At 68.6% G+C, this 26,686-nt stretch carries 22 protein-coding genes and 1 pseudogene; 10 read left to right on the forward strand and 13 right to left on the reverse strand.

Annotation, left to right across the window (positions count from 1 at the left end; all coding sequences use genetic code 11):
* Nucleotides 1-95: 95 nt before the first annotated feature.
* Both ON21_RS34350 and ON21_RS34355 read left to right on the forward strand, forming a co-directional pair.
* Nucleotides 96-725 carry an NADPH-dependent FMN reductase gene (locus tag ON21_RS34350; protein ID WP_051021754.1) on the forward strand — a complete coding sequence of 210 codons (630 nt, stop codon included), beginning with the start codon at nucleotides 96-98 and terminating at the stop codon, nucleotides 723-725.
* Nucleotides 691-1,182 carry a YybH family protein gene (locus ON21_RS34355; protein WP_051021756.1) on the forward strand — a complete coding sequence of 164 codons (492 nt, stop codon included), beginning with the start codon at nucleotides 691-693 and terminating at the stop codon, nucleotides 1,180-1,182. The genes ON21_RS34350 and ON21_RS34355 overlap by 35 nt, the downstream gene beginning before the upstream one ends.
* A 229-nt stretch (nucleotides 1,183-1,411) precedes the next feature.
* Here the strand turns inward: ON21_RS34355 and ON21_RS34360 are convergent, their stop codons facing one another.
* Nucleotides 1,412-1,834 carry a VOC family protein gene (locus ON21_RS34360; protein WP_039805102.1) on the reverse strand — a complete coding sequence of 141 codons (423 nt, stop codon included), beginning with the start codon at nucleotides 1,832-1,834 and terminating at the stop codon, nucleotides 1,412-1,414.
* A gap of 93 nt (nucleotides 1,835-1,927) precedes the next feature.
* On the opposite strand from ON21_RS34360, the gene ON21_RS34365 reads away from it, so the two are divergent.
* Nucleotides 1,928-2,917 (forward strand): helix-turn-helix transcriptional regulator, encoded by a 990-nt coding sequence (locus tag ON21_RS34365; protein ID WP_039805104.1) that lies wholly within the window; start codon nucleotides 1,928-1,930, stop codon nucleotides 2,915-2,917.
* Between the two features lie 90 nt (nucleotides 2,918-3,007).
* Here the strand turns inward: ON21_RS34365 and ON21_RS34370 are convergent, their stop codons facing one another.
* From ON21_RS34370 to ON21_RS34410, 9 genes are all read right to left on the reverse strand, one after another.
* Entirely contained in the window at nucleotides 3,008-4,222 is a 1,215-nt protein-coding gene (locus ON21_RS34370; protein WP_039805106.1) for a vWA domain-containing protein, read from the reverse strand.
* The gene (locus tag ON21_RS34375) at nucleotides 4,219-4,869 is read right to left on the reverse strand and encodes an SRPBCC family protein (protein WP_039805107.1); all 651 of its coding nucleotides are present in this window, start codon (nucleotides 4,867-4,869) and stop codon (nucleotides 4,219-4,221) included. Before ON21_RS34375 ends, ON21_RS34370 begins: the two co-directional genes overlap by 4 nt.
* A 13-nt stretch (nucleotides 4,870-4,882) precedes the next feature.
* Nucleotides 4,883-5,767, reverse strand: a complete 885-nt coding sequence (locus tag ON21_RS34380; RefSeq protein ID WP_373281176.1) for an AAA family ATPase — start codon at nucleotides 5,765-5,767, stop codon at nucleotides 4,883-4,885.
* Nucleotides 5,767-6,360 (reverse strand): nucleotidyltransferase family protein, encoded by a 594-nt coding sequence (locus ON21_RS34385; RefSeq protein WP_039805111.1) that lies wholly within the window; start codon nucleotides 6,358-6,360, stop codon nucleotides 5,767-5,769. Before ON21_RS34385 ends, ON21_RS34380 begins: the two co-directional genes overlap by 1 nt.
* Nucleotides 6,357-7,250, reverse strand: a complete 894-nt coding sequence (locus tag ON21_RS34390) for an XdhC family protein (RefSeq protein WP_039805113.1) — start codon at nucleotides 7,248-7,250, stop codon at nucleotides 6,357-6,359. Before ON21_RS34390 ends, ON21_RS34385 begins: the two co-directional genes overlap by 4 nt.
* A gap of 25 nt (nucleotides 7,251-7,275) precedes the next feature.
* Nucleotides 7,276-9,666: an aerobic carbon-monoxide dehydrogenase large subunit gene (locus ON21_RS34395; RefSeq protein ID WP_039805115.1), complete on the reverse strand. Its 2,391-nt coding sequence runs from the start codon at nucleotides 9,664-9,666 to the stop codon at nucleotides 7,276-7,278.
* Nucleotides 9,663-10,181: a (2Fe-2S)-binding protein gene (locus tag ON21_RS34400; RefSeq protein ID WP_039805116.1), complete on the reverse strand. Its 519-nt coding sequence runs from the start codon at nucleotides 10,179-10,181 to the stop codon at nucleotides 9,663-9,665. Before ON21_RS34400 ends, ON21_RS34395 begins: the two co-directional genes overlap by 4 nt.
* The gene (locus ON21_RS34405; RefSeq protein ID WP_039805232.1) at nucleotides 10,172-11,074 is read right to left on the reverse strand and encodes an FAD binding domain-containing protein; all 903 of its coding nucleotides are present in this window, start codon (nucleotides 11,072-11,074) and stop codon (nucleotides 10,172-10,174) included. The genes ON21_RS34400 and ON21_RS34405 overlap by 10 nt, the downstream gene beginning before the upstream one ends.
* A 79-nt stretch (nucleotides 11,075-11,153) precedes the next feature.
* A complete protein-coding gene (locus ON21_RS34410) occupies nucleotides 11,154-12,287 on the reverse strand; it encodes an XdhC family protein (protein WP_039805119.1) in 1,134 nt (377 codons plus the stop codon).
* A 64-nt stretch (nucleotides 12,288-12,351) separates the two neighbouring features.
* Between ON21_RS34410 and ON21_RS34415 the strand changes: the two genes are divergently transcribed.
* From ON21_RS34415 to ON21_RS34435, 5 genes and pseudogenes are all read left to right on the forward strand, one after another.
* Nucleotides 12,352-13,308 (forward strand): LysR family transcriptional regulator, encoded by a 957-nt coding sequence (locus ON21_RS34415; RefSeq protein WP_039805120.1) that lies wholly within the window; start codon nucleotides 12,352-12,354, stop codon nucleotides 13,306-13,308.
* A 27-nt stretch (nucleotides 13,309-13,335) separates the two neighbouring features.
* Complete coding sequence (locus tag ON21_RS34420) at nucleotides 13,336-13,542, forward strand: phosphatidylserine decarboxylase (RefSeq protein WP_039805122.1); 207 nt, start codon at nucleotides 13,336-13,338, stop codon at nucleotides 13,540-13,542.
* A 338-nt stretch (nucleotides 13,543-13,880) separates the two neighbouring features.
* Nucleotides 13,881-14,057 (forward strand): annotated as a pseudogene (locus ON21_RS41220) (TetR/AcrR family transcriptional regulator); the annotation flags it as partial.
* A gap of 12 nt (nucleotides 14,058-14,069) precedes the next feature.
* Entirely contained in the window at nucleotides 14,070-14,561 is a 492-nt protein-coding gene (locus tag ON21_RS36420; RefSeq protein ID WP_245562857.1) for a TetR/AcrR family transcriptional regulator C-terminal domain-containing protein, read from the forward strand.
* A 742-nt stretch (nucleotides 14,562-15,303) separates the two neighbouring features.
* Nucleotides 15,304-20,760: an ATP-binding protein gene (locus ON21_RS34435; RefSeq protein WP_039805125.1), complete on the forward strand. Its 5,457-nt coding sequence runs from the start codon at nucleotides 15,304-15,306 to the stop codon at nucleotides 20,758-20,760.
* Between the two features lie 138 nt (nucleotides 20,761-20,898).
* Here ON21_RS34435 and ON21_RS34440 read toward each other — a convergent pair whose 3' ends face one another.
* Nucleotides 20,899-21,789, reverse strand: coding sequence for a universal stress protein (locus tag ON21_RS34440; protein WP_039805127.1), 891 nt, complete (start codon nucleotides 21,787-21,789; stop codon nucleotides 20,899-20,901).
* A gap of 69 nt (nucleotides 21,790-21,858) precedes the next feature.
* Nucleotides 21,859-23,652, reverse strand: coding sequence for an AMP-dependent synthetase/ligase (locus tag ON21_RS34445; protein ID WP_039805128.1), 1,794 nt, complete (start codon nucleotides 23,650-23,652; stop codon nucleotides 21,859-21,861).
* A gap of 458 nt (nucleotides 23,653-24,110) precedes the next feature.
* Between ON21_RS34445 and ON21_RS34450 the strand changes: the two genes are divergently transcribed.
* Both ON21_RS34450 and ON21_RS34455 read left to right on the forward strand, forming a co-directional pair.
* On the forward strand, nucleotides 24,111-25,100 hold the full coding sequence (locus ON21_RS34450; RefSeq protein ID WP_039805130.1) for an Acg family FMN-binding oxidoreductase: 990 nt from the start codon (nucleotides 24,111-24,113) through the stop codon (nucleotides 25,098-25,100).
* A gap of 27 nt (nucleotides 25,101-25,127) precedes the next feature.
* On the forward strand, nucleotides 25,128-25,730 hold the full coding sequence (locus tag ON21_RS34455) for an Rv1733c family protein (protein ID WP_444543671.1): 603 nt from the start codon (nucleotides 25,128-25,130) through the stop codon (nucleotides 25,728-25,730).
* A 104-nt stretch (nucleotides 25,731-25,834) separates the two neighbouring features.
* On the opposite strand, the gene ON21_RS34460 is transcribed toward ON21_RS34455, so the two are convergent.
* A complete protein-coding gene (locus ON21_RS34460; protein WP_245562858.1) occupies nucleotides 25,835-26,677 on the reverse strand; it encodes a helix-turn-helix domain-containing protein in 843 nt (280 codons plus the stop codon).
* Between the last annotated feature and the right edge of the window lie 9 nt (nucleotides 26,678-26,686).

A 26,686-nucleotide genomic window follows, 5' to 3' on the forward strand; every position in this document is an offset into this window, starting at 1 on the left:
CGAAGTAGCGACTCGAAATGTGAGACGGCCTGACATTCCGGCGGCCTGCGTCGTCGGGATGTCGTGACAGTTTCAGCAGAGCAGGAGTCGCGGACATGATCAGAATCGCCATCATTCTCGGTAGTACCCGGCCCAACCGTAACGGCCCGCAGGTGGCCCAGTGGGTCCTGGACTCGGCCACGCGCCGCGGCGACGCCGAGTTCGAACTGATCGACCTGCGCGATCACCCGCTACCGCATCTGGACGAGCCGGTGGCGCCGATGTTCGGTCCGTCGGTCCACGAACACACCCGCGCGTGGGCCGAGCGGATCGCGCCCTTCGACGGCTTCGTGATGGTGACTCCCGAGTACAATCACGGCGTCCCCGGCGTGCTGAAGGACGCCCTCGACCATCTGTTCGCGGAGTGGGCCGACAAGGCGGTCGGATTCGTCTCCTACGGCGCGAACGGCGGCGTGCGCGCGGTGGAACAGCTCCGGCTGGTCTGCGGCGCCCTGCGCATGGCCGACGTGAGCCACCAGGTGGCGATTTCGGTGCTCACCGATTTCGAGAACTACACCACTTTCACACCGCGCGACCACCACACCGCGGCGCTGAACACCTTGCTGGACCAGCTCGTCGCATGGAGCAGCGCGCTCGCGCCGCTGCGGCACGACGGCGCCGACACCCCGCACATCGATGAAGGAGCCGAACATGACGAATCCGAGCGATTCTCGGTCACTCGCTGACCGCATCGAAACGCGACGCGAGGTGGAGGAAGCGAAGGTCCGCAGGCAGATCGACAAGATCGTCGAAGGGCTGCGAGCCAAGGATCTCGAGGCTTTGAAGCAGGTCTACACAGCAGACGTCGTGTCCTTCGATGTCGAGCCGCCGCTGGAGCATGTCGGGATCGCGGCGAAACTCGAGAACTGGAAGAAGGTGTTCGAGTTCTTCGACAGCGTGAGCTACGAGGTCCGCGACCTGACCCTCACCATGGGTGATGAGGTGGCATTCGGGCACGCCTTCGGTCGTCTCGGCGGTACGTTGCGAAACGGGTCGGCGACGAGCGGTATGTGGGTCAGGGTCACGTACTGCCTCCGGAAAATCGACGACACGTGGTTGATCGCGCACGACCAGGTCTCGGTGCCGCTCGACATCGCGAGCGGGAAAGGAGTGGTCGACCTCGAGCCGGTGACGGCAATCTAGGGCCGCCTCCAACGGTACGGACGAAAGCCCCCGCTGCGCGGGGGCTTTCGCGTGAGCAACGCGTAGACGCACGTGGCCGGGCCGGCTGTGAGCCGGTTCCCACTGCGCCGCTGGCGAGCTGAGCCCTCTCCCACAGGCGACGGGCGACCTCTCGGCGTCCTGCGCCTTCGCCGAGCGGCCGAGGAGATGGCCACCGGAGCGGGAGGCTCCGGCCCGGTGGCACGACGAGCTAGCCGTTGTATTCGCTGACGACGTCGACAACCCAGACGACGCCGAAACGGTCCCGCAGCATCCCGTAGGCGGGCGCCCAGTTCGCCGGGCCCATCGGAATCACCACGGTCGCACCCGCGGTGAGTTTTTCCCAGAAGCCCGAGACCTCTTCGACGGTCTCGCCGCGCACGGAGACGAAGAACCCGTTCACTCCCGGGTGGTAATCCATCGACGAGGGCACGTCGTAGGCCATGACGTGGAACCCGTTGTCCGCTTGCACCTGACCCCACATGATCTGGTCGGCCTCGGACTCCTCCTGGAAATTCCCGGCGTCCTTGTAGGTGACGACGGCGAGCTGACCGCCGAAGACGGATCGGTAGAACTCCAGCGCGTCGCGGGCGTCGCCGCGGAAGTTCAGATGGGTGGTGGTTGCGAGGGACACGATTGCTCCTGATTCGGCTCGATGGCTGACGTGAGCAACTCTCGCAAGGTCAGTGGCCAGGTTGTGTCCGCTACTTCGGGCAGGATGACAAATATGCCGAAAACCTCCGCGCGACTGCTGGCGCTGCTGTCCCTGCTTCAGGCGCGCCGGGACTGGCCGGGCGCGCTGTTGGCGGAACGGCTGGCGGTCAGCCCGCGTACTGTGCGCCGCGATGTCGACCGGCTGCGCGAACTCGGCTATCCCATCGTCGCCGCCAAGGGCCCGGACGGGGGATACCGGCTCGGCCCGGGTACGCGACTGCCGCCGCTGCTGTTCGACGACGAGCAGGCCGTCGCCCTGGCTGTCGCACTGCAGATCGCCACCACAGCGGGCGCCGGTATCGAAGAGGCCGCGGCGCGCGCGCTCAACACCGTCCGTCAGGTCATGCCCGCGCGGCTACACCACCGCATCGACACCCTCCGGATCACCGCCGTCGCACCGCCCGCGGACGGGTCCTCCTCCGAGGCCGGGGCGCAAGTCCTCACGGCGATCGGCGCCGCCGTCGATGCCCGCGAAGTGCTGCGCTTCGACTACGCCGGCGCCTCCCTGCCGGATGCCGCGCACCCGCCGCGTCGAGTGCAGCCCCATCATCTCGTCACCTGGTCAGGACGCTGGTATCTCGTGGCCTGGGACCTCGACCGTGACGACTGGCGGACGTTCCGCGCCGACCGGATCACTCCGCGGACCCCCACCGGCCCCCGCTTCACTCCGCGCGAACTCCCGGCGGGAGATGTGGCCACCTTCGTGATCAGTAGGTTCCGCGGCTCGGACGGGACCGGCGGCTGGCCCTGCCGCGGGGCGGCGGTCCTGCACCGCCCCGCCACCGAGGTATCTCCGTTTCTCCACGACGGAGTGGTCGAGGCGATCGGTCCCGATCGCTGCCGGGTCGTGCTGGGCTCGTGGTCGTGGCCCGCGCTCGCCGCCAGTCTCGGCAGGTTCGACGCCGACATCGACGTCATCGGGCCGCCCGAACTCACCGCCGCTTTCGACCGCTTGGCCCGCCGGTACACCGACGCAGCCAACAGCGGAGCGGTCCGCGCGTGAGAATCGACGCCGTTGTCCGGTCGAGTTGTCGAATCAGGGGTGCGGGGGACTGCGGCCGGACCGCACGCGCTCGACCGGTGCGGGCGATTGTCAGAGATGGCGATGCGACGAGTAGTGGAATGCCAGAACCCCCACGAACGCGTGGATCTCCGCCAGTGTGTGCGCGGGCATCATGACGTCGCAGAACGGCAGGGCTGCCGCCATCGCGCCGGTGGTCGGCTGGAACCCGGCCTCGCCCGCACGGGGATTGAGCCAGATGACGCGCCGAGCCCGGCGTCTGATCCGGGCCATCGCCCGGGCGAGCAGATCGGGGGTGTCGCTGTCCCAGCCGTCCGATGCGATGACGACGACGGCGCCGCGCATCGCGTTGCCGGATGGCGTCGCGAGCACCGCGCCGAGGCATCGGCCGATGTGCGTGCCGCCGTAGCGGTCGATCACCTTCTCGTTCGCGCGGGCCACCGCGACCTCAGGGGAGCGGTGCGCGAGCACCGCGGTGAGCCTGGTCAGCGAGGTGGAGAAGGCGAACACCTCGGGCCGATCGGACGAACGACGTTGCATGGCGGCCCGCATCAGATGCAGGTAGAGCGTCGAATACGGCTGCATGGAGCGGCTGACGTCGCAGACCATGACGATGCGGCGCGGGCGCCGCCGGGGACGAGTGCGGACCAGCACCGCCGACTCCCACCCGGTGCGGCGTGAGTCGTTCATCGTCGCCCGGAAGTCGATCCGCTTGCCGTGCGGATGACTTTCCCGGCGTGTGCTGCTGCGCTGCGGCCAGAGCGCCGCCGCCTGTTCCAGCCAGGCACCGATGGTCCGCAGATCGTCCGGATCGAAGCGGGCGAAGGGTTCTTGATCCCGGGCCGCGAACCGGCTCGGCAGCACGTCCGGAAGTGCCACACCCTGGTCGTCGGTGGACCGGTCGACACCGATTGCCGATCGTGGCGTGACCCAGGGGACGTCACCACCGTGCCGAGACGGCGCCCCGCCGCCTGCGCCCGGTGCCGAAGCGCGTTCGGCCGGCAGCCCATGCGTACGGCTCGCCGGGTCCACCCCCAGTACCGCGTCGGCGAACACCGTCGCGAAGACCGCGTCGAAGGCCGCGAGATCTTGCATGCGATCGACGAGCGTGAGTCGCATCGCCCAGTAGAGTTCGGTGCGCGACCGCGGCGCCATGCGCCGCCAGGCTTGCACGAACAGTGCGGGACCACTCGGAGCCACCGCGACGCCACCGCGCCGCAGTCGCGCGACCACCGCGACGGCGAACGCGGCCAGATCCACGCCGCGCAGCAGTGCCGCCCGCGTCATCGCTTCGTGCGAGTCCGCCTGCGCACCAGGATGATTCCGAGCACTGCCGCGAGCACGAACGCGATCGCGGGCGCATACTTCTTGATCATCGCTGGGCCCATGAGTTCGACGAGGTCCAGCGGCGCGGGCTCGGACTGCGCGACCGGTTGCGGGTGCGCTGGTCGCCGCTCCTGTCCAGCCACCGGTGCCGCGACGGTCGCATCGCTCGCCGCGAGTTTGGTCTCCAAGGACGCGACGAATTGACCCATCATCTTCTCGGAAACCTGCTGCAACATTCCGCTGCCGAACTGGGCGAGTTTGCCGACGACCTTGAGGTCGGTGTCCACGGTGACACGGGTCCTGCCGTCCTCGGCGCACAGTCGTGTGGTGATGGTCGCGGCGGCGTTCCCGGATCCGTGTGAATCCCGTCCACGGCCGCTGATGACGGCGCGATGGTCGTGTTCGTCGCGCTCGACGAATTGCGCTTTCCCGGTGAATTCGCTGGTCACCGGGCCGACTTTGATCTTCAATCTACCGAGGAAGTCGTCTCCCTGCCATCCGACCATCTGTGCGCCGGGTAGGAGCGGGACCACCTGTTCGAGGTCGGTCAGTACCTCCCATGCCTGCTCGACGGGTGCGTTGACGGTGAACTCGTTGGCGATCTTCATTGCGCCATCCCTCTCATCCGGTAGCCAGGTCTCGCGTGTATTCGGCGAATGCTTCCTGCACGGTGGCGCGGTCGTCGGGTGTCTTCGCCAGCGCGCTGAGCGCTGCGACCGCCTCCGGCGCGACCAGATCGGCGACATCGAGCGCGGCCAACGCGGCGATCCAGTCGATGGTCTCGGCGACACCGGGTGGTTTGTCGAGATCGAGACCGCGGGCGTGAGCGACGAACAGGGTGGCATGCTCGATCAGCGCATCGGTTGCCCCGGGCACGGTGCGTCGCACGATCGCCACGGCGCGGGACTGCTCCGGGTAATCGATCCAGTGGTAGAGGCAGCGCCGCCGCAGCGCGTCGTGCAGGTCGCGGCTACGGTTCGAGGTCAGCACCGCCAGTGGCGGACGCGCGGCGGTGAAGGTTCCGAGTTCCGGGACGGTCACCGCGGCCTCACCCAGGAATTCCAGCAGCAACGCCTCGAATTCGTCGTCGGCACGGTCGATTTCGTCGACCAGCAGCACCGGGGGCGTCGGACCGCGATAGCGGACGCAGCGCAGGATCGGGCGGTCGACCAGGAACGCCTCGGTGAACAAGTCGGCCTCGGTGAGGTCGGCGCCACGCGCTTCGGCGAGCCGAATGCTGAGCAGCTGACGCTGGTAATTCCAGTCGTACAGCGCTTCGCTCACGGTGAGGCCCTCGTAGCACTGCAGGCGGATCAGCGGAGCATCGAGCACGGTCGCCAGGGTCTTCGCCGCCGTCGTCTTGCCCACTCCCGGCTCGCCTTCCAGCAGGAGGGGCCGACCCAGCGTGGTGGCCAGGTAGAAGGCGGCGGCGGTCCCGGTATCGAGCAGGTAGTCGTCGGCGTCGAATCGCCGGACGACCTCCCCGATATCGTCGAACGGCGACATCATGGCGAGGTCGAGGCCCGCAGGCGCTCGTAGTCGTCCCAGGTGTCCACGTCCAAGGGCACCGGTGCGTCGACGTCGAGTCGGGACACCGCGACGCGGCCCGACTCGATGACCTTCCAAACGGCCTTGTCGCCGTGCAGGCGGGACAGTTCGCCGAAGCAGCCGCGGGGCAGCCAGAACGGATGCCCGACGCCGTCGCGGTAGCCGCAGACCGTGATCGCGGCGGGCGTTGCCTCCGCGATCAGTCGTTCGACGGTCGCCGCCGACAGGCCGGGTTGATCACCGAGCATCAGCACGATTCCGGCGGCTGCGGGATGCACCGCGCTCAGGGCCGAACGCAACGACGAGGAACAGCCCGAACCGAAGTCGTCGGCCACGACGACCTCCACCCCGGTGAGATCGACCTGCCGCCGAACCGCCGCGGCCGCCCCGCCGAGGGTGACGATGACCTGATCGAAACCGCAGGATCGCACGACCTCGACAGTGGCGCCGAGCAGCGTCGTCTCGCGGTAGGGCAGTAGTTGTTTCGCAGTGCCGAGACGCCGCGATGCTCCCGCCGCGAGTACCACCCCGGTGACGAATGCGGTTGTCATGAGCCCGTCTTCGCCGCGGCGAAGGAAGTGCGGCAGCCGGAGCCGCAGAACCAGTAGTCGACATCGTCGACAGTGAGATGTGGCGTGTCCGGCCCCACCGTGACGGTCATGCCGCACACCGGATCGAGCGCTTCGAATGCGGCGCTCGACAGGCGAACCGGGACGGCCAAGCCGCCCTTACGGATCGCCTGGATCACTTCCGCGACAATCGAGATGGCTATCTCCGCCGAGGTCTTGGCGCCGATCGGCAGACCCACCGGGGTGCGCACGCGCATGTGCTCGGCCTCGGTCAACCCGAGCTCGTCCAGAATCGACGCTCCCCGGATCTTGCTGGCGACCAACCCGACATACCCCACGCCGGAGTCGAGCGCGGCGCGGATCATCTCGGCCTCCGGGCCGCCGTGGCTGGCGATCACCACCGCCGTCGTGTCGGTCAGCGCATCCAGCGAGTCCGCTTCGCCGACATTGCGCTGCACGTCGAATCCGACGAGTGCGCACACTTCGGCCAGCGCGTCCGCGATGGGTGTCGCGCCGCAGATACGCACCAGCGGCGCCGGGATCTGCGGCTCGAGGAAGATCTCCAGCGCTCCGCCGGACAGGCAGGGATTCACCACCACAGCCGCGCCGGGAGCTTCGGGGAATTGCAGGTCACCGTCGGGTAGCACACGCAGCAGCACGCTCTCGTTCGATTGCAGAGCGCCCAGCGCGGCCTTGCGGACCGAGTTCTGGGCGCACTGGCCGCCGACGAATCCTTCGATCGTCCCGTCCTGCAGGAGGATCGCCTCGTCCCCGGCATGCGCCGAGGTCGGCTGCTGCGCTCGGACGACAGTCGCGTGCACGAACGGAGTCCGGGTCCGAACCAGCTGCTGTGCACGCTCGGTCATCTTCATCGGTGATCCCATTGCTCGCACCCACTCAGACCGGCGGTGTGGCCCGGCCCTGCATCGCTTCCCAGACCCGGGACGGCGTCAGCGGCATGTCGGCGTGCCGTACGCCATAGGGCGCCAGCGCATCCACCACCGCGTTGACCACCGCCGCCGGTGATCCGACGGTCGCCGATTCGCCGATGCCTTTCGCGCCGATCGGGTGGTGCGGCGACGGAGTGACCGTGTACCCGGTCTCGAAATGCGGAACCTCGAGCGCCGTCGGGATCAGGTAGTCCATCAGGGATCCGCCGAGGCAGTTGCCGTCCTCGTCGAAAGCGATGATCTCCATCAGCGCCATGCCGATGCCGTCGGTGATGCCGCCGTGCACCTGGCCTTCGATGATCATCGGATTGATCCTGGTCCCGCAGTCGTCCACGGCGAGGAAGCGCCTGACCTTCACCACGGCCGTCCCCGGGTCGATATCGACGACGCAGAAGTACGCGCCATAGGGGTAGGTGAGATTCTCCGGGTTGTAACAGACCTGTGCGTCGAGTCCGCCCTCGATACCTTCGGGCAGATCGCCGGCGCCATGTGCCCGCATCGCGATCTGCTGGATCGTGACGGCCGCCGACGGGTCGCCTTTGACGTGGAACGAGCCCTTCTCCCACTCGAGGTCGGCAACGGAGACCTCGAGCATGCCGGACGCGATGATCCGCGCCTTGTCGCGCACCTTTCGCGCCACCAGCGCGGCAGCGGCGCCCGAGACCGGTGTCGAACGACTGCCGTAGGTGCCGAGGCCGAACGGGGTCTGGTCGGTGTCGCCGTGCACGACGTCGATGTCGTCCGGCGGTATCCCGAGTTCCTCGGCGACGATCTGCGCGAACGTCGTCTCGTGTCCCTGTCCCTGGGTTTGTACCGACAGCCGCACAACGGCTTTGCCGGTCGGGTGGACGCGCAACTCACACCCGTCGGCCATCCCGAGTCCGAGGATGTCCATGTCCTTGCGCGGACCCGCGCCCGCGGCTTCGGTGAAGAACGCCATCCCGACGCCCATCAACTCACCCCGGGCGCGCTTGCGCCGCTGTTCTTCGCGCAAGGCGTCGTATCCGATCATGTCCATCGCCAGGCGCATGGTCTTCGCGTAGTCGCCGGAGTCGTAGACCCAGCCGGTCTTGCTGGTGTACGGGAACTGTTCGGGGCGAAGCAGATTGCGCAGCCGCAGCTCCGCTGGATCCATCCGCAGTTCCTGAGCGAGGCAATCCACCAACCGCTCGACGAAGTAGACGGCCTCGGTGATCCGGAACGAGCACGCGTAGGCGACCCCGCCCGGGGCCTTGTTCGTGTAGACCGCGGTCATCTTGCAGTAGGCGGCCTCGATGTCATAGCTACCGGTGAAGACACCGAAGAAGCCGGCCGGATACTTCAACGGCGCGGCCGTGCCGTTGAAGGCGCCGTGATCGGCGAGGACGGTGGACCGGATGGCCAGGATCCTGCCGTCGGCGTCGGCGGCGATCTCGCCGACCATGATGTAGTCGCGGGCGAACCCGGTGCTGGTCAGATTCTCGCTGCGATCCTCCATCCATTTGACCGGTTTGCCCAGCAGCAGCGATCCGACGATGGCGCAGACGTAGCCCGGGTAGATGGGCACCTTGTTGCCGAACCCGCCGCCGATATCGGGTGCGATCACCCGGATCTTGTGCTCGGGTAGCCCGGCGACCATCGCGTAGATCGTGCGGTGGGCATGCGGTGCCTGGCTCGTCGACCACAATGTGAGCTTGCCGGTCACCGGATCGAGATCCGCGACGGCGCCGCAGGTTTCCATGGGGGCCGGATGCACTCGCGGATAGACGATCTCCTGCCGAACGACGACGTCCGCGCGCGCGAACACCGCCTCGGTCGCGGCCGCGTCGCCGGTCTCCCAGTCGAAGCAGTGGTTGTCCCGCTTGCCCTCGAGATCGTCTCGGATCACCGGCATCTCGGGCGCGAGTGCGGTCCGCGCATCGATCACCGGGGGGAGCATCTCGTACTCGACGTCGATGAGTTCCAGCGCATCACGCGCGGAGTAGCGATCCTCGGCGACGACGAAGGCCACTTCCTGGCCCTGGAACCGGACCTTGTCGGTCGCCAGCACCGCCTGCACGTCGTTGGAAAGCGTCGGCATCCACGCCAGTCCCTTCGCGGCGAGATCCGCACCGGTGACGACCGCCTTGACCTTCGGGTGGGCCTGTGCCGCGGAGACGTCGACGCTCACGATCCGCGCGTGCGCGAACGGGGAACGCAGGATCGCCATATGCAGCATGCCGGGCAGTTGAACGTCGTCGACGTAATTGCCGCGTCCGCGAATGAACCGGGGGTCCTCTTTGCGCAGCATCCTGCCGTGCCCGCACGGCTTGTGGTCGTTGTCGACGCGGTCTTCCGGCCGGGGTTCGACGGCGGTCATGACGTGCTCCCGACCGGCGCTGCGGTGGACGCGGGTTCGGGCTCCACCGCTTCGCCCCGTTGCTTCGCCGCGGCCCACTGGATCGACCGCACGATGGTCGTGTATCCGGTGCAGCGGCAGATCTGACCGGAGATCGCCTCCCGAATGGTCTGCTCGTCGGGATCCGGGTTGCGGTCGAGCAGCGCGCGGGCCGTGATCATCATCCCGGGCGTGCAGAATCCGCACTGCAACCCGTGACACTGCATGAAGCCCTCCTGCACGGGATCGAGCCGCCCGTCCACCTCGAGTCCCTCGACGGTGCGCACCGAACGGCCGCCGGCCATGACGGCCAGCATCGTGCACGACTTCACCGGTTCGCCGTCCACCTCCACCACACAGGTGCCGCAGTTGCTGGTGTCACATCCCCAGTGGGTTCCGGTGAGCCGCAACTGGTCTCGCAGGAAATGCACGAGCAGGGTGCGCGGCTCGACGTCGGCGGTCACCTGCTCGCCGTTGACGGTCATGGTTACCTGCATGGCTGATTCCCTCTCAGAGCAGGATCGTTCCGCACGCGCTCCACCGCGGTGCGCAGCGCGCGGATCGTCAGTTCGGACGCGAGGTGGCGCTTGTAGTCCGCGCTACCGCGCGGGTCGGAGGCGGGTGAGCACGCCGCGCTCGCCCGGCGGCCCACCTCCGCGAAGATCTCTTCGGTGGGCGGCTCACCGATGAGCGGGTCCGACGCGGTGGCCAGCGCCGCCGGATCGGGGTCGACCGCGGTCAGGCCGATCCGTGCGGCCGCTATCGCACCGTCGCGCAGTGTCACCGTGGCGCCGGCCGCCGCGATCGCCCAGTCGCCGACGCGGCGCTCCACTTTCCGGTAGGCACTGGAGGTTCGATGTCGCACGGGGATCCTGATCTCGATCAGCAGTTCGTTTCGCGTCATGGCGGTCTCGTACGGGCCGACCAGGAAGTCGTCCATCGCGATCTCCCGGTCGCCGGAGGGGCCGCGCACCAGGCAGGTGGCGCCGAGGACCGTGCAGACGGTGGTGAGATCTTCGGCGGGATCGGCTTGACACAGGGAGCCGCCGATCGTGCCGCGGTTGCGCACGACCGGGTCGGCGATCACGCGCTCGGCGTCCCGGAAGATCGGGCACACCGCGGCGAGGTCGTCGGATTCGAGCAGATGCCGGTGCCGCACCATCGCACCGATGCGCACCAGGGTCGGATCGGTGACGATATAGCCGAGCTCGGGAGCCAGGTCGTTGATGTCGATGAGATATTCCGGGTTGGCCAGGCGCAGTTTCATCATCGGCAACAGGCTGTGCCCGCCCGCGATGATGCGCGCCTCCTCTCCGAGTCGGTCCAGAAGTCCGATGGCGTGATCCACGCCCGTCGCGCGCTCGTATTCGAATGGCCCGGGAACTTGCATGTGATCCACCTCACACAGTGGGAAGAAGCTCAGCTTCTGCGCGCCTGACCTGGGCGTCAAGACCGAATTAAGGGATTACTTAATCCGCCGTCGGCGCTGTGTGGTGAATCCGTCCGCCGGTCCGGGTGAGTGAACCGCCGTGCCCGCCCCAGCGCCGCGCGATGATCTCGGCCGCGATGGACACCGCCGTCTCTTCCGGCGTCCGGCCGCCCAGATCCAGCCCGATCGGGCTGGCGAGCCTGCCGAGTTGCTCCTCGGTGAGACCGGCCTGCCGCAGGCGCGCCAGCCGCTGGTCGTGCGTGCGGCGCGACCCCATGGCGCCGACGTAGCCGATCTGTGGCGCCCGCAGCGCCACCTCGAGCAGCGGAACGTCGAACTTGGGATCGTGGGTCAGCACGCAGACAACGGTCCGCCCATCGACCGCGCCTGCCTCGATCTGCGCGGCGAGGTAGCGGTGCGGCCAGTCGACGACGACCTCGTCGGCGGTCGGGAACCGGGCCGAGGTGGCGAAGATCGGTCGCGCGTCGCACACCGTCACCCGGTATCCGAGAAACGATCCCTGCTGCGCCACGGCGGCGGCGAAATCGATGGCCCCGAACACGAGCATCCGCGGCTGCCGGGCATGACTGGCGACGAAGACCGCCATGCCCTCGCCGCGGCGTTGCCCGTCCGGGCCGTAGGACAGCACCTCGCTGCGACCTGCCGCGAGCAGTCCGGCCGCGTCATCGATCACCGCGTCGTCGGTGCGCGCCGACCCCAGGGTGCCCTGCGCATCGCTCGGCCGGATCAGCAGCCGTCGCCCGATCCGAGCGGAGTCCGGATGCTCGATGACGGTCGCGATCGCGACCGGCCGGTGGTCGGCGATGTCCGCGGCGACCTCGCCGAGTTCGGGAAACGTCTCCCGTGAGATCGCCTCGACGAAGACGTCGATGATGCCGCCGCAGGTGAGGCCGACGGCGAACGCGTCGTCATCGGAGAACCCGTACCGTTGCAGCACCGGACGACCGGTCCGCACGACGTCGGTGGCGAGTTCGTAGACCGCGCCTTCGACGCAGCCGCCGGAGACCGAACCGCCGACCGTCCCGTCCGGCGCGACGACCATCGCCGCGCCGGGCGGTCGCGGCGCCGAACGGAAGGTCCGCACGACCGTCGCGACCCCGGCTGTGCCCCCGGCGTTCCAGGTTGCCATCAGCTCCGTGAGCACGTCCTGCATGATGCGTCCTCCGGGCGCGGTGCGGCGGTGGGCACCGCGTCCACCTCCAAACTAGACTCGGACTGTGACGCCCGCCCAACTTCGGGCCTACTCGACCGTGGTGCGGCTCGGCTCCGTCCATGCGGCGGCCAGAGAGCTGAGGATGTCCGACGCCGGTGTCTCGCTGCACATCGCCCAGCTGCGCAAGGAACTCGACGACCCGCTGTTCACCCGCGATGCGGCGGGCCTGGCCTTCACTCCCGGCGGACTGCGCCTGGCCAGCCGGGCGATCGAGATCCTCGGACTGCAGCGGCAGACCGCTGTCGAGGTGAGCGAAGCCGCGCACGGCCGGCGGCTGCTGCGCATCGCGGCGTCGAGCGCGTTCGCCGAACATGCCGCGCCCGGCCTCATCGACTTGTTCGCGGCGCGGGCGAAGGATCTGTCGGTCGAGCTGAGCGTGCACCCCACCAGCCAGTTCCGCGGCCTGATCGAAACCCGTGCGGTGGACATCGCATTGGGGGCCGGGCCGGACGACATCGATACGGCCATCGCCGCCCGGCCGTTCCTGAAGTATCAGATCATCGCGGTCGCACGCCCGGACAGCCCCGTCGCGGGTGCGGCTCCGCCTCCGGCGCTGCTGCGGGAGCAACCGTGGATGCTGGGCCCGAGCGCGGGCAGCGTGGACGGGCACATCGCGACGATGCTGCGCGAGTTGGCCATACCCGAATCGCATCAGCGGATCTTCCAGAGCGATGCCGCAGCTCTGGAAGAGGTCCGCCGGGTCGGAGGCATCACCCTGACGATCGGCTTCGCCGTGGCCGCCGATCTCGCCGCCGGTCGGTTGAGCCACGTCAAGGGACCCGGGCTGCAGGTATCCGACGAGTGGTGCGCCACGACGTTGCCGCCTGATTCCCGCCAACCGGCGGTGTCGGAACTGTTGCGGTTCATCACCACCCCGCGCTGCATCCAGGCGATGATCCGTGGGTCCGGCGTCGGCGTCACCCGGTTCCGGCCGAAAGTGCACGTGACCTTGTGGAGTTGAACCTGCGCAGCGGGCCGCGACGTAGAGTTGGGGGCCACCCACGGGTACGGCGACATCACTCGGCTCCTGGCGGGCAGTCGCTACGCCGAGAGCTTTGCCGGAGGGACGTTCGTCCACTACAACTTGCCCGCCTGCGCCTACCACCGCTTCCATCTACCGGTCTCCGGGTTGATCGCGGAGTCCTACGTGATCGACGGCAAGGTCTTCCTGGAGGTCGAGATCGACGTCCGATAGGGGAGTGGCGCCATCGTCGAACGCGGCCGGACACGGAATTCTCGCGTCGTCGTGTTCGGCGGGTCGTGTGAACCAGCCGGGCAAGGGTTCTCGCGTGGCAAGCCAGGTCTGTGGCACTCCGGCGAGCGGGCCGGTGCCGGTGTAGGCGGTGCCGATTCCGCCGACGATGGCGCTGGTGGTGTCGATATCTCCGTCCGATCCGTAGCAGCGACGTCAGTAAATTTACATGTGCATACTTGGATATGCGCATCTGAATATATATCTCGCAGTGGTTCCTCTGGGTCGCGATCGCGCCGGTAGAGCGGTTGACGGCGGTGGGGAGTTGTCCTAGCCTCCCAATGGTGAACAATGATCACCGGGCGGGGAAGCGTGGCTTGACCCGGGATCGTCTGGCCGGCATCGCTCACGAGTACGTCTCCGAGAACGGCCTGGACGCACTCACCATGCGGCGACTGGCGGCTGCGGCAGGGGTGACGCCCGGTGCGTTGTACAAGCATCTACGGGACCGGAAGGATCTCCAGCGTGCTATGGCCGACACCATCTTCCGGGCCGTCGACCTCTCGGACATCGACCTCGACAACGCCGATGTCGCTCAGACGCTGATCTGCTGCCAACGCATTCGCGCGGCGATACTGCGTTTCCGCGAGGGAGGACGCGTTGTCGCGGGCTCGTACTCGCCTTCGCCGGAGACCCTCAGAGTTTCCAGGACGTTGACGACGCTCCTCGACAGCGTGGTTCTGCCGCAGTTCAGCGTCGGCGAGATCGTTCTGGTACTGCGTTCGTACATAACGGGTTTCGTCATCGAGGAACAGGCCTACCTCGAACTGCGGAACGCGGGCGAGTGGGAGCCCCTGGTGGCGCGGATTTCGACCGATGATCAGGCCCGGCCGGAGGGCGCCGACGATATTCTCGCGATCATGACCGGTGACCGGGATCTGAGATTCACGGCAGGATTGCGCGCCGTTCTCGACGGCAAGGTTCGCGGCTCGATGAATCTGGCTGCCGTGGTTCATAATTGACGGCCGATATCGGCATGCCACATGTGGTGATGCCTGCGTCACCGTCCTCGCGGCTCGCTGGGCGAGGTCTGTGGTCGACGTGCCTGGGCTTCCTGCGGGGGCACGGGCAGGGGTGCGATGCGGTGATGAAGCGCGGGGTCGACGGCGGCGCGGACGACGTCATGGGTTCTGAACACTTGGACAAGGATGTGGAACCCGGCGTGGCCCGACCGCGCGGTTCACCGTCGCAGGGGTCGGTCGAGGTGAAGAATACGGCGACAGCTCGCTCCGGCACCCGAGTGCAGCGGCGCTTCCGCAATCGGGCGAGGTGCAACGGCGGTGGCATGGAGGTTCGCGACCGCCCGCAACGGACCGCTCGATAAAATATTCGAAACCGACCAGTAATTCGCGTTTCTGATTCCATATCGGAACACGACGATGCGAGTGCATGCGAGGCGAAAAGATTGACGCGGCACCGGCCTGCCTCTAACGTTCGCGTGGTGAACGATGCTTACCATGCGGCGTCGGAGTGGCCGTCGCAGGTATCGCCGTCTCCGCGACCGACGGATGCCGGATCACCCCGCGCCTTCCGCACAGTCGCAGCTGGCAGCGAGCTACCCGGCGCTCCTGCCCCCGGTTCGCGCGACGATACGGCCGAGTAACCGCCGGACAGGTGTATTCGCACCGACCGGTTGTGCGAAAAAGGGTGTTCACCCTTTGCCCGTCGACCGGGCCAATACTTCGGAGAGGAAGGAACCGGCGAGTGTTCAGCCGCATCGCCATTGTGAACCGGGGAGAGGCCGCCATGCGCCTCATCCACGCGGTCCGAGACCTGGCCGCGGAAACGGCACGTTCGATCGAGACCATCGCCTTCTACACCGATGTCGATCGCAACGCGACGTTCGTGCGCGAGGCCGATATCACCTACGACCTCGGGCCGGCCTCGGCGCGACCGTATCTCGACCTGAAGGCGCTGGAGCGCGCGCTGGTGACGACGGGAGCCGACGCCGCGTGGGTCGGGTGGGGTTTCGTCGCCGAGGACCCGGCGTTCGCCGAGTTGTGCGACCAGCTCGGCGTGACCTTCATCGGTCCGGATGCCGAGGCGATGCGCAAACTCGGCGACAAGATCGGCGCGAAGCTCATCGCCGAAGACGTCGGCGTGCCGGTCGCGCCCTGGAGCCGCGGGCCGGTCGAGACCGTCGACGACGCACTGGCCTCCGCCGCCCGCATCGGCTATCCGCTCATGCTGAAGGCCACCGCGGGCGGCGGCGGCCGCGGCATTCGCGTGGTCACGAACGAGGCGGAGCTGGTCGACGCCTACGAACGCACCCGGCAGGAGGCCGCCCGGGCGTTCGGCAGCGGTGTGGTGTTCCTCGAACGGCTCGTCACCGGTGCTCGCCACGTCGAGGTTCAGGTGATCGCGGACGGTCAGGGCACCGCTTGGGCGCTGGGTGTGCGCGACTGCTCGGTGCAGCGGCGCAACCAGAAGGTCATCGAGGAGTCGGCGTCACCGGTGCTGCGCCCGGACCAGGTCGCCGAACTCAAGGCCTCGGCCGAGCGCCTGGCGGTCGCGGTCGGTTACCGCGGCGCGGCGACCGTCGAGTTCCTCTACCACCCCGGTGACGAGCTGTTCGCGTTTCTCGAGGTCAACACCCGTCTTCAGGTCGAGCACCCGATCACCGAGCTGACCACCGGTTTCGACCTGGTTCGCGCGCAACTGGCGGTGGCGTCCGGTGAGCGTCTCGAGGGCGAGCCGCCCGCCGAGCGTGGCCACGCCATCGAAGCGCGGCTCAACGCCGAGGACCCCGACCGCGACTTCGCTCCGGCCCCGGGCCGGATCGCCCGGCTGGAACTGCCCGCGGGTCCTGGCATCCGTGTCGATACCGGCGTCAGCGAGGGCGACACCATCCCCGCCGATTTCGATTCGATGATCGCGAAGATCATCGCCTACGGTCGCGACCGCTCGGAGGCGCTGGGCAGGTTGCGCCGCGCCGTCGGGCAGACCCGGGTGATCATCGAAGGCGGCGCCACGAACAAGAGTTTCGTGCTCGAACTGCTGGATCAGCCAGAGGTGATCGACGCGAGCGCCGATACCGGCTGGATCGACCGCGTGCGCGGAGAGGGTCGCCTCGTCTCGCACCGCAACTCCGCAGTCGCGCTCGCGGCCGCCGCCATCGACGCCTACGAGGAGGAGGAACGGTCCGAGCGGAACCGTCTGCTGTCCACCGCGGCGGGCGGTCGCCCCCTGGTGCAGCACCACGCGGGCAGGCCGCTCGACCTCAAATTGCGGGGAGTCGGCTATCGCGTGCGTGTGGCCCGTACCGGTGCGCACCGATTCCGCATCGGCATCGAGGCGGGCGAGGACATCCGCACCGCCGACGTCGATCTCGTCCGCTACGACCGGCATTCCGGGCAGATCGTGGTCAACGGCACCGCATTCCGCGTCACCGCGGGCACGCACGGGCCGATCCACATCGTCGACGTCGACGGCGTGACCCATCGGGTGAGCCGGGACGAGGGCGGTGTCGTCCGCTCGCCCGCGCCCGCGCTCGTGGTCGCCACGCCGCTGCAGGTCGGCGACGAGGTGGAGGCCAACGCTCCGGTCCTGGTGCTGGAGAGCATGAAGATGGAGACGGTGCTGCGCGCGCCGTTCAAGGCGCGGCTGAAGGAATGCGCCGTCTCGGTCGGCACCCAGGTGGAGACCGGGGCGCCGCTGCTGCGGCTGGAGCGCCTCGTCGACGACGCGGTCGAGGAGGCCGCTGCGGTCGGATCGGTCGAACTGGATCTGCCTGCCGGGGATGCGCAAGCGCATCAGCCCGAGCGCATTGCCCGCCGGTCGGAGGATCTGCGCGGCCTGCTGCTTGGTTTCGACGTCGATCCGCACGACGACAGCCGGGTGCTGACGGATTACCTCGATGCACGCCGTGCCGCCGTCGCGGACGATCGCAGGCCGCTCGCGGAGGAACTCGAGCTCATCGATGTCTTCACCGACCTCGCCGAGCTGAGCCACAACCGGCCGTCGGGTGAGGACGCCCAAGGCCACGTTCACAGTGCCCGCGAGTATTTCCACACCTACCTGCAGAGCCTCGACGTCGAACGGGCCGGACTGCCGGAGTCGTTCAAGCGCAAGCTCGCGCGGACGCTCGGGCACTACGGCGTTTCGGATCTGGAACGTTCCCCGGAGCTCGAGGCCGCGGTCTTCCGGATCTTCCTCGCGCAGCAGCGCACCGACACCGTCGCGGTCGTGACGGCACTGCTGCGTGAGTGGCTGGGCGAGCCGATGCCCGATCGCGCCCTGCGCGAACCGGTCGGCCTGGCACTGGAACGGCTGGTGGCCGCGACCCAGGTGCATTTCCCCGTAGTCGCCGATCTCGCTCGCGGTCTGGTGTTCGCCTGGTACGGCCAGCCGCTGCTGCGGCGTAATCGCGCCCGCGTGTACACCAACGTCCGCCGGTCGCTGCGGTACCTGGACACCCATCCCGACGCGCCGGATCGCGCCGACCGCATCTCCGACATGGTGCGCAGCACCGAACCGCTGGTGCGGCTGCTGGGCCAGCGGCTGGTGCGCGGCAGCGACGACAACACCGCCATGCTGGAGGTGCTGACCCGCCGGTACTACGGCAACAAGGGGCTCACCGGCGTCCGCACCCACGACGTCGACGGATGCCGCTACCTGATCGCCGATCGCGACGGTGCGAGCCTGGTGTCCGCCGCGGTGCGCTTCGACGCGCTCGGCGCCGCGGTGCGCGGGCTCGCCGAGCTGACCGGCGACGCGGTGTCCATCGACGCCGACATCTATCTGAGCTGGGAGAAGCAGCCCGCGGACTTCGACGCCATGGCCGCGGCCCTGCAGTCGGTGCTCAGCGCGCAGCCGCTGCCGAAGCAGGTGCACCGGATCACCGCGACGGTCGCGGGCAGCAACGGGGCGGTCATGCACCACCACTTCACCTTCCGCCCGTCGGCCACCGGCCCGGCCGAGGAACGGCTGATCCGCGGCCTGCACCCCTACATCGCGCAGCGGATGCAGATGGAGCGGCTGCGCAAGTTCGACCTCACTCGCCTGCCGTCTTCCGACGACGAGGAGATCTATCTGTTCCGGTGCGTCGCGAAGGACAATCCGGCCGACGACCGGCTCATCGCGTTCGCCCAGGTGCGGGACCTGACCGCGCTGCGCGAACACGACGGGCGGCTGCTCGCGCTGCCGACCGCCGAGAGCACCATCGCCACCTGCCTCGACTCGATCCGCCGGGCGCAGTCGGGGCGGCCGTCGGCGAAGCGGCTCAACACCAACCGCATCGTGATGTACGTCTGGCCACCGCTGGATGTCACCCGCGCCGAGCTCGAGCGGATCGGCGGCCATGTGCTGCCGACGACCGCCGGTGCTGGACTCGAGGAGATCGTGCTCATCGCGCGGGAACGCGACGCGAGTACGGGCGAGCTGGCGAAGGTGGCCATCCGGATCAGCTTCGATGCCGCGGGCGGCACCGTGGTGACCTTCGGCGAGCCGTCCGACGAACCGATCGAACCGCTCGATGCCTATCGGCAGAAGGTGCTGCGCGCCGCGGGCCGCAATGCCGTCTACCCGTACGAATTGACCGGCCTGCTCGGCAATTTCACCGAATACGACCTCGACGCCGACCACACGCTGGTCCCGGTCGATCGGCCGAAGGGACGCAACACCGCTGCGATCGTCGCGGGCGTCATCACCACGACCACCCCGAAATATCCGCAGGGCGTCACGCGAGTGGTGCTGCTCGGCGACCCGACGAAATCGTTGGGCGCGCTGTCGGAACCGGAGTGCAGGCGGGTGATCGCCGCACTGGACCTGGCCGAGCGCCTGGAGGTGCCGCTGGAGTGGTACGCGCTGTCGGCGGGCGCTCGCATCTCGATGGAATCGGGCACCGAGAACATGGACTGGGTGGCGGCCGCGCTCAAGCGGATCGTCGAATTCACCCAGGCCGGCGGCGAGATCAATATCGTCGTCGCAGGCATCAACGTCGGCGCCCAGCCGTACTGGAACGCCGAGGCGACCATGCTGATGCACACCAAGGGCATCCTGGTGATGACGCCGGATTCGGCCATGGTGCTCACCGGCAAGCAGGCGCTGGACTTCTCCGGCGGCGTGTCGGCCGAGGACAACTTCGGCATCGGCGGCTACGACCGGGTCATGGGTCCGAACGGACAGGCGCAGTACTGGGCGCCGAACCTGGCCGCGGCGCGCGACATCCTGATGGCGCATTACGACCACACCTACATCGCCCCCGGCGAGCAGGCGCCGCGGCGGTCGCAGACCAGCGATCCCATCGATCGCGACGTCTCCGATTTCCCGCACGTCCTGGCGGGCAGCGACTTCACCACCGTCGGTGAGATCTTCTCGGCCACGGCGAACCCGGACCGGAAGAAGCCCTTCGACATCCGGACGGTGATGCGCGCGGTCGCCGACCAAGACCACCCCGTGCTGGAGCGCTGGGCGGGCATGGCCGACGCCGAGACCGCCGTGGTGCAGGACGCGCATCTGGGCGGAATCCCGGTGTGTCTGCTGGGCATCGAGTCCAGGGGCGTGCCGCGGCACGGATTCCCGCCCACCGACGGCCCGGACACCTACACCGCGGGCACACTGTTCCCGCGGTCGTCGAAGAAGGCCGCGCGGGCGATCAACGCCGCGAGCGGCAACCGCCCGCTGGTGGTGCTGGCGAACCTGTCGGGCTTCGACGGGTCGCCCGAGTCGATGCGCAAGCTGCAGTTGGAGTACGGCGCGGAGATCGGCCGCGCGATCGTCAACTTCGACGGCCCCATCGTGTTCTGTGTGATCTCCCGCTACCACGGCGGCGCGTTCGTCGTCTTCTCGAAGGCGTTGAACCCGAACATGACCGTGCTGGCGCTGGAAGGCTCGTTCGCCTCGGTGCTCGGCGGCGCGCCCGCCGCGGCGGCGGTGTTCTCCGGTGACGTCAACACCCGTACCGCGGCCGATCCGCGAGTGCAGGAACTGGAGGCGCGTGTCGCCAACGCGGCCGGCGCCGATCGCGCCGCCCTGATCGCGGAACTGGACGAAGTCCGGTCCTCGGTGCGCGCGGAGAAGCTCGGTGAGGTCGCCGCGGAGTTCGACCGCATCCACAACATCCAGCGGGCTGTGGAAGTCGGCTCCGTCGACGCGGTCATCCGCGCCGATGAACTGCGGCCCCGGATCATCGAATCCATCCGGGAGCGCCTGGACGGCTGACGGCGGGCTACGTCCTCGGCGGGCGGCGGCGGTACGGTCGGTTGTGCTCGATAGCGGCACGATCCGAGCGGCGGTCGCCGCCCGCTTTCATAGGCGGGCTCTACTCCGTCCGGTAAGGACCACGGTGGCGGTGGCCGCCTATCGTCGGTTACGGGGGTGCTGCGTAAGACTCGCCGGTCTGGTGATGATCACCGGCACCTGTGCCCCGTGCAGTACGGCTCGACTGACCGAACCGAGCGGCATCGCGGAGAATTCGTCATGTCCGCGGCTGCCCACGACGATCGACCGCGCTTTCTCGCCCACCTCGAGCAGTCGCCTGGCGGGGTGATCCGCGACCACCACGCGCCGCACCGTCACCTCCGGATACGCCTCGCTGTACCCGGCCAGGCTCCGGTCGAGCAATCCCTCGCCGCCCTCCCGTGATCCCACGAGCGAGCCGTGCCCGCGCAAGCCCGACAACGCATGCACCGCGACGAGATCGGCGCCACGGAACGCCGCCTCGTCGAAAGCCAGTGCGACGGCTGCGGCGCTGCTCGTGGAGGCATCGACGCCGACGACGACAGGCCCGTCACCGTGCTCGACGCCATGGGGAACCACGGCGACGGGACATCCGGCCTGCCGAGCCAGCGCGGTGCTCAGCGAGCCCAGCATCGCGCGGCTGAACGCGCCGAGGTCGTGGGCGCCGACCGCGAGCAGCCGCGCGTTCTCGGATCGGCGGCGCAGCACCGGAACGGGGGCGGCATTCGTCAGCTCGGCGGTCACCTCGATCGGATTGATCGGGACGGATTCGGCGATGGCCGTGGCGTACGCGATTTCCAGCGCGTCCGGGCCGCCCCATCGATACCTGCTCGAGACGGGCGGCCGGAACTCGACGCAGGCGCCGCAGTCGCCGAGGCCGCCGGTCAGATAGACGAGATGCAGCGGTACGCGGCGGTAGGCGGCATCGATGGCAGCCCAGCGCACCGCGGCGAGCGCCACCTCGGAACCGTCGACACCCACCAAGATCGGAGCGTCGGTCGAAGTGGACATGGGTGCTCCTCCGGTTCGCATGCGGTGGCCGTTGTCGGGCGGGGCCGAGAGCGCGGGGCGCCGGCCGCCTCACTCGCCGTATATCGCGGCGACTTCTGTGGCGAAGTCGCGGAGGACGATGTTTCGTTTGAGCTTCAACGACGGAGTGACATATCCATTGGCCTCGGTGAGCTGGGTGTCCAGCAGCCGGAATTTCCGGACGGCCTCCGCCCGTGACACGGCTCTGTTGCCGTCGTCGACGGCGGCCTGGATGGCGGCGAGCAGATCGGGGTCCGCGGCGAGGTCGGCGACGGAGGCGTCGGCGGGCTTGTCGTTGAGCTGTTTCCACAGGGGGAAGTGCTCCTCGTCGATGGTCACCAGGCAACCGACGAACGGCTTGCCGTCGCCGACGACGATCACCTCACCGACGATGGCGTGCGCACGGATGCGGTCCTCGATCACCGCGGGGGCGACGTTCTTGCCCGCGGCGGTGACGATGATCTCCTTCTTGCGCCCGATGATGGTGAGGTATCCCTCGTCATCGAGGGTGCCGAGGTCGCCCGTGGCGAACCAGCCGTCGCGGAACGCGTCCGCCGTCGCGCGCGGGTTGTTCCAGTATCCGGTGAACACGTTCGGTCCGCGCAGCAGGATTTCCCCGTCGTCGTCGATGCGGACCGAGGAGCCGGGAAGCGGCCTGCCGACCGTACCGATCTTCGGCCGGTCATCTGGATTGAACGTGGCGGCCGCGCACGTCTCGGTGAGTCCGTAGCCCTCGAGCACGGTGAATCCGACGCCGCGATAGAAGTGACCGAGCCGTTCGCCGAGCGGCGCGCCGCCGGATATGGCGTGTGTGGCGCGGCCGCCCAGCGCGGTACGCAGCCGTCGGTAGACCAAACGGTCGAACACCGCGTGCCGGATCCGGAGGGGCAGTGGTATCCGCCCTGCGTCGCGGGCGCGGCTGTAGGCGATGGCGGTCGTGGCCGCCAGATCGAAGACGCGCTCCCGGTGGGCCAGCTCCGCTCGGGCGCGGGCGGTGTTGTACACCTTCTCGAAGACGCGCGGCACGCCGAGAATCAGCGTCGGCCGGAACGCCCCGAGTTCGGCGGTGACATCCTTGACTTCGCTGACGTGAGCGATGTCCACCGGGACGTACGCCGCGGCGATCTCGGCGATCCGGCCGAGCACGTGGGCCAGCGGCAGGAACAACAGCACCGAGGACTCTCCGGTACGGAACAGCGTCGGCATCCGGGCGGTGATGTTGCCCAATTCGGCCAGGAAGTTCCCGTGGGTCAGCTGGCATCCCTTCGGCCGGCCGGTGGTGCCGGAGGTGTACACGATCGTCGCCGGCACGTCGGCCGATACCGCGGCCCGGCGCTCGGCCACGGTGCCGTCGCTCATCCGGCTGCCCTCCGCCGCCAGGGTCGCTACGGCGTCGGCGTCGATCTGCCAGATGTGCATCAATTTCGGCAACTGGTCGTGCACGGCCGCGACCGCTGCGGTGTGGTGATCGGTCTCCGTGATGATGGCGACCGCGCCGGAGTCGGAGACGATCCACTGGACCTGCTCGGCGGAGGAGGTCTCGTAGACCGGTACCGTGACCGCGCCCGCACACCAGATCGCGAAGTCGAGCAGCGTCCATTCGTAGCGGGTGCGAGACATGACGGCCACCCGGTCGCCGGCCTGGATGCCGTTGGCGACGAGTCCTTTCGCCGTCGCCCACACGTCGGCGCGGAACTGGGCGGCGGTCACATCGAGCCAACGGCCTCCCACCTTGCGGGAGATCACGGTCAGGTCCGGATACCGTTCGGCGTTGCGTTCGATCAGGTCTGTGAGGTTTGCGTCGGCAGGGACGTGGTACAGAGCCGGCGATCCGAATTCGTGCATGACAGCTCCTCGTTCGGCGCCGCTGCTGGAAGGGCGCTCGGTGCGCTCCACCTCGGTGAGCTGCGCAAAGTCGAGTATGGCGCGGCCCGCACCCGCGTTGCGATGGATTTTGGCAGTCGTGCGTGAGGACCTAAGTCATCGAGTCGAAGAGACCGATGGACACAGCCGGATCCGGATCGTGGCCAGAGGACCCGGCATCCGGTGACCTTCGGCAGTCACGTCTGCCGTCGGTTCGCGCGATGCTGAATCACGGAGCAAGCGGGCACAGCTGGCCGAAAGATGTCGATCGTCGCCGACCCAGCCATCGGATCGCTCCGGCGAGCCGGAGGTCGCCACGATGGTGCGGTCCTGGTCACGGGGCGCCACCTACTCGACCGGCTCGAAGTTCGCGCCGGACGGTGACGCGACCGCCGGTCGGGTACTGGGCCTGACGGACGAATCCCGATGAGAGGCAAGCGATGCCGAGAACACACCCTGATCCCGAGGCGCTCCGATCCGCGTTGGCTTTGGCGTCCAGGGCGCCATCGGTGCACAACACCCAGCCGTGGCTGTGGCGACTCGGGCGCGAGACCGTCCACTTGTTCACCGACGAGAGCCGACGGCTGCCGCACACCGACCCCGACGGACGCGACCTGGTGTTGAGTTGCGGTGCGGCGTTGCACCATCTGCGCGTCGCCGCCCGCGCCGAGGGGTGGGAGACGGTGATCCATCGGCTCCCGAATCCGGCCGCGACCGAGCATCTCGCGTCGATCGAATTCCGTCGCAACCCATGTACGCCCGAGGACGTCGAGTTGGCGCGCGCGATCAGCAGGCGCAGCACAGATCGCCGCCGCTACAGCTCGTGGGCGGTGCCCGCGGCGCATATCGAGGCCATCATCGCCGCGGGCGCCGCGACCGGAGTCCTCGTGCGCGATGTCGACGCCGAACCGGCGCGGACCCGGTTGCTGCGTGCGTTCGAACGGGCCGCGTGGCAACACGCCCGTGACCTCTCCTACGGCGCCGAACTCGCGCAGTGGAGTGGCAGGCATGCGGCGCCACAACGGGTTCCGGCGCGCAACGCGGTGTTGACCTACGACGATCCGACGGTGCGTCCGTTCTCGAATCCGGGATTGCCGCAAGCGGTGGTGCGCGATATCGACGCCGCCGACCGGATGATGCTGCTGTGCACCAGCAGTGACGACCGGCTGTCACAGTTGCGGGCCGGTGAGGCCGTGAGCGCGGTGCTGCTGACCGCCACGACACTCGGGCTGGCGACGTGTCCGCTGACCGAGCCGATGGAGTTGACCGAGACCAGGAGACAGATCCGCGCCGGCGTCTTGGACGACACCGGATACCCCCAGATCATCGTCCGGGTCGGTTACGCGATCCCCAGCGCCGATCCGGTTCCGGCCACGCCACGCCGTCCGCTCGACGAGGTCGTGCGTCCGTTGGATCCATCCGGCTCGTGATCGCCGTGTCCGGATGAGGTGATCCAGGTGTCGCGGTATCCATCGCCTGCGGTTCGCCTGTGGCGACGGCGGCCTTGGAACGGCAATCCATTGATGCGGGCCTCGGACCGATGGGAGGCGCTGCTCGGGCTGCTCGTCGGGATGGTGGTCGTGATCGCCATACCGGTGGCCGGTGCCGTGGGCACGGCAGGGTACACGGGTGCGGGGGAGCGGATTCGGGCGGAGAATTCCGCCAAGGTCGCCGTCACGGCGACGGTGGTGGGCGAACCGGCGCCGGTGGCGACGACAGCTCGCTACGACGGCGCCGAAGTGCGGTTGGAAGCACCGGTCCGCTGGAGCCACGATGGCCGCGAAGGCGCCGCGACGGTCGAGGTCCCCGGCGCGGTGGAGTCCGGTAGCCGGATCACGGTGTGGTTCGATCCGACCGGGAAACCGACCACACCACCGCGGCCGTCCTCGGACGCGGCTTGGGCCGGGATCGCGTTCGGCTCGGTCGCTCTGCTCGAGATGTGGTGTGGCGCGACGGCCGTGCTGCTCTCGACCGGCTGGCTGTTCGGCCGGCTCCGCTGCGCTCGCCTGGATGCCGAATGGCGCCGATTGAGCAGGCCGATCGGCACGGATAGGGAATGACCGACCCGGGACCCAGGAGACCGCGATGACCGGGTATTCGACGGCGCGCACCGAACCGAACGAGTCGTGGGCCGTCGGCTATATCGAGACTGTCGCCGACGGCGTCAGGTTCGCGGTGTGGCGGGCCACGCCACGTCGTCGATCGCGAGCCAGGGCGCGGCGGCCACCGCGGTGGGCGTCTCTCCGGCGATGGCCTTGACCTCGCGGTGGAGGTGGGACTGGTCGACGTAGCCGCTGTGGACGGCAACGCTCGCGGCGGTGTGACCCGCCGCGAGAAGATGAGCGGCGTGGTCGAAACGCACCAGCTGTGCGGCGCGTTTGGGTGTGAGCCCGATCTGGGCTCGGAATCGGGACCACAGGCGTTGGCGGCTCCAGCCGACCTCGTCCGCCAGGCCGTCGACCCGTACCCGCCCTCGGCCGGCGACCGTTCGCCGCCAGACGTGGGCGACTTCCGGATCGACCGATGGGCGGGTGCGCAGCCGTCGGCCGAGCGCATCCGCCGCGATCGTGAACCGCTCGTCCCACGAGGTGGCGGCGCGCAGCCGGTCCTCGATCCGCCCGGCGTCGCGGCCCCAGACGTCCTCCAGGGATGCCACGGCCCCGGTGAGTTCGACCGCTCCGCCGAGCGTCGCGGCGGCGGCGATCGGGGACAACCGGATCTGGAGGCACTCGCCACTCCATCCGCCTGCCCGAAGCCGGCCGGGAAGCAGTCCGGCGGCGAAGCTGCCGCGCTGGTAGCGCCCGTGGGCGTCATAGACGATGCCTCCGGTCTCGCCCAGGTCGACGATCAGGGTGATGGATGGATGCGCGACCATGGCGATGTCCACCGGCGCGAAAACCCGTTGGCGGAACCCGGCCATGCTGATGCCCGGCAGTCGATGTGCGAGACGCGGTACGGCGACGTGCACGTCCGCCCAACTCCAGTCGGGTGTCTTCGTCGACAGCACGTGCCCAGC

Source organism: Nocardia araoensis NBRC 100135 (genome assembly GCF_000308435.1).
Lineage (GTDB): Bacteria > Actinomycetota > Actinomycetes > Mycobacteriales > Mycobacteriaceae > Nocardia > Nocardia araoensis.

Coding starts and splice junctions, on each gene's coding strand:
- ON21_RS34365 (WP_039805104.1), top strand. CDS start 1,928: ATGCCGAAAACCTCCGCGCGACTGCTGGCGCTGCTGTCCCTGCTTCAG.
- ON21_RS34395 (WP_039805115.1), bottom strand. CDS start 9,666: ATGACCGCCGTCGAACCCCGGCCGGAAGACCGCGTCGACAACGACCAC.
- ON21_RS34370 (WP_039805106.1), bottom strand. CDS start 4,222: ATGACGCGGGCGGCACTGCTGCGCGGCGTGGATCTGGCCGCGTTCGCC.
- ON21_RS34355 (WP_051021756.1), top strand. CDS start 691: ATGACGAATCCGAGCGATTCTCGGTCACTCGCTGACCGCATCGAAACG.
- ON21_RS34380 (WP_373281176.1), bottom strand. CDS start 5,767: ATGTCGCCGTTCGACGATATCGGGGAGGTCGTCCGGCGATTCGACGCC.
- ON21_RS34405 (WP_039805232.1), bottom strand. CDS start 11,074: ATGCAAGTTCCCGGGCCATTCGAATACGAGCGCGCGACGGGCGTGGAT.
- ON21_RS34350 (WP_051021754.1), top strand. CDS start 96: ATGATCAGAATCGCCATCATTCTCGGTAGTACCCGGCCCAACCGTAAC.
- ON21_RS34400 (WP_039805116.1), bottom strand. CDS start 10,181: ATGCAGGTAACCATGACCGTCAACGGCGAGCAGGTGACCGCCGACGTC.
- ON21_RS34390 (WP_039805113.1), bottom strand. CDS start 7,250: ATGAAGATGACCGAGCGTGCACAGCAGCTGGTTCGGACCCGGACTCCG.
- ON21_RS34445 (WP_039805128.1), bottom strand. CDS start 23,652: ATGCACGAATTCGGATCGCCGGCTCTGTACCACGTCCCTGCCGACGCA.
- ON21_RS34440 (WP_039805127.1), bottom strand. CDS start 21,789: ATGTCCACTTCGACCGACGCTCCGATCTTGGTGGGTGTCGACGGTTCC.
- ON21_RS34385 (WP_039805111.1), bottom strand. CDS start 6,360: ATGACAACCGCATTCGTCACCGGGGTGGTACTCGCGGCGGGAGCATCG.
- ON21_RS34410 (WP_039805119.1), bottom strand. CDS start 12,287: ATGCAGGACGTGCTCACGGAGCTGATGGCAACCTGGAACGCCGGGGGC.
- ON21_RS36420 (WP_245562857.1), top strand. CDS start 14,070: ATGGCCGACACCATCTTCCGGGCCGTCGACCTCTCGGACATCGACCTC.
- ON21_RS34450 (WP_039805130.1), top strand. CDS start 24,111: ATGCCGAGAACACACCCTGATCCCGAGGCGCTCCGATCCGCGTTGGCT.
- ON21_RS34375 (WP_039805107.1), bottom strand. CDS start 4,869: ATGAAGATCGCCAACGAGTTCACCGTCAACGCACCCGTCGAGCAGGCA.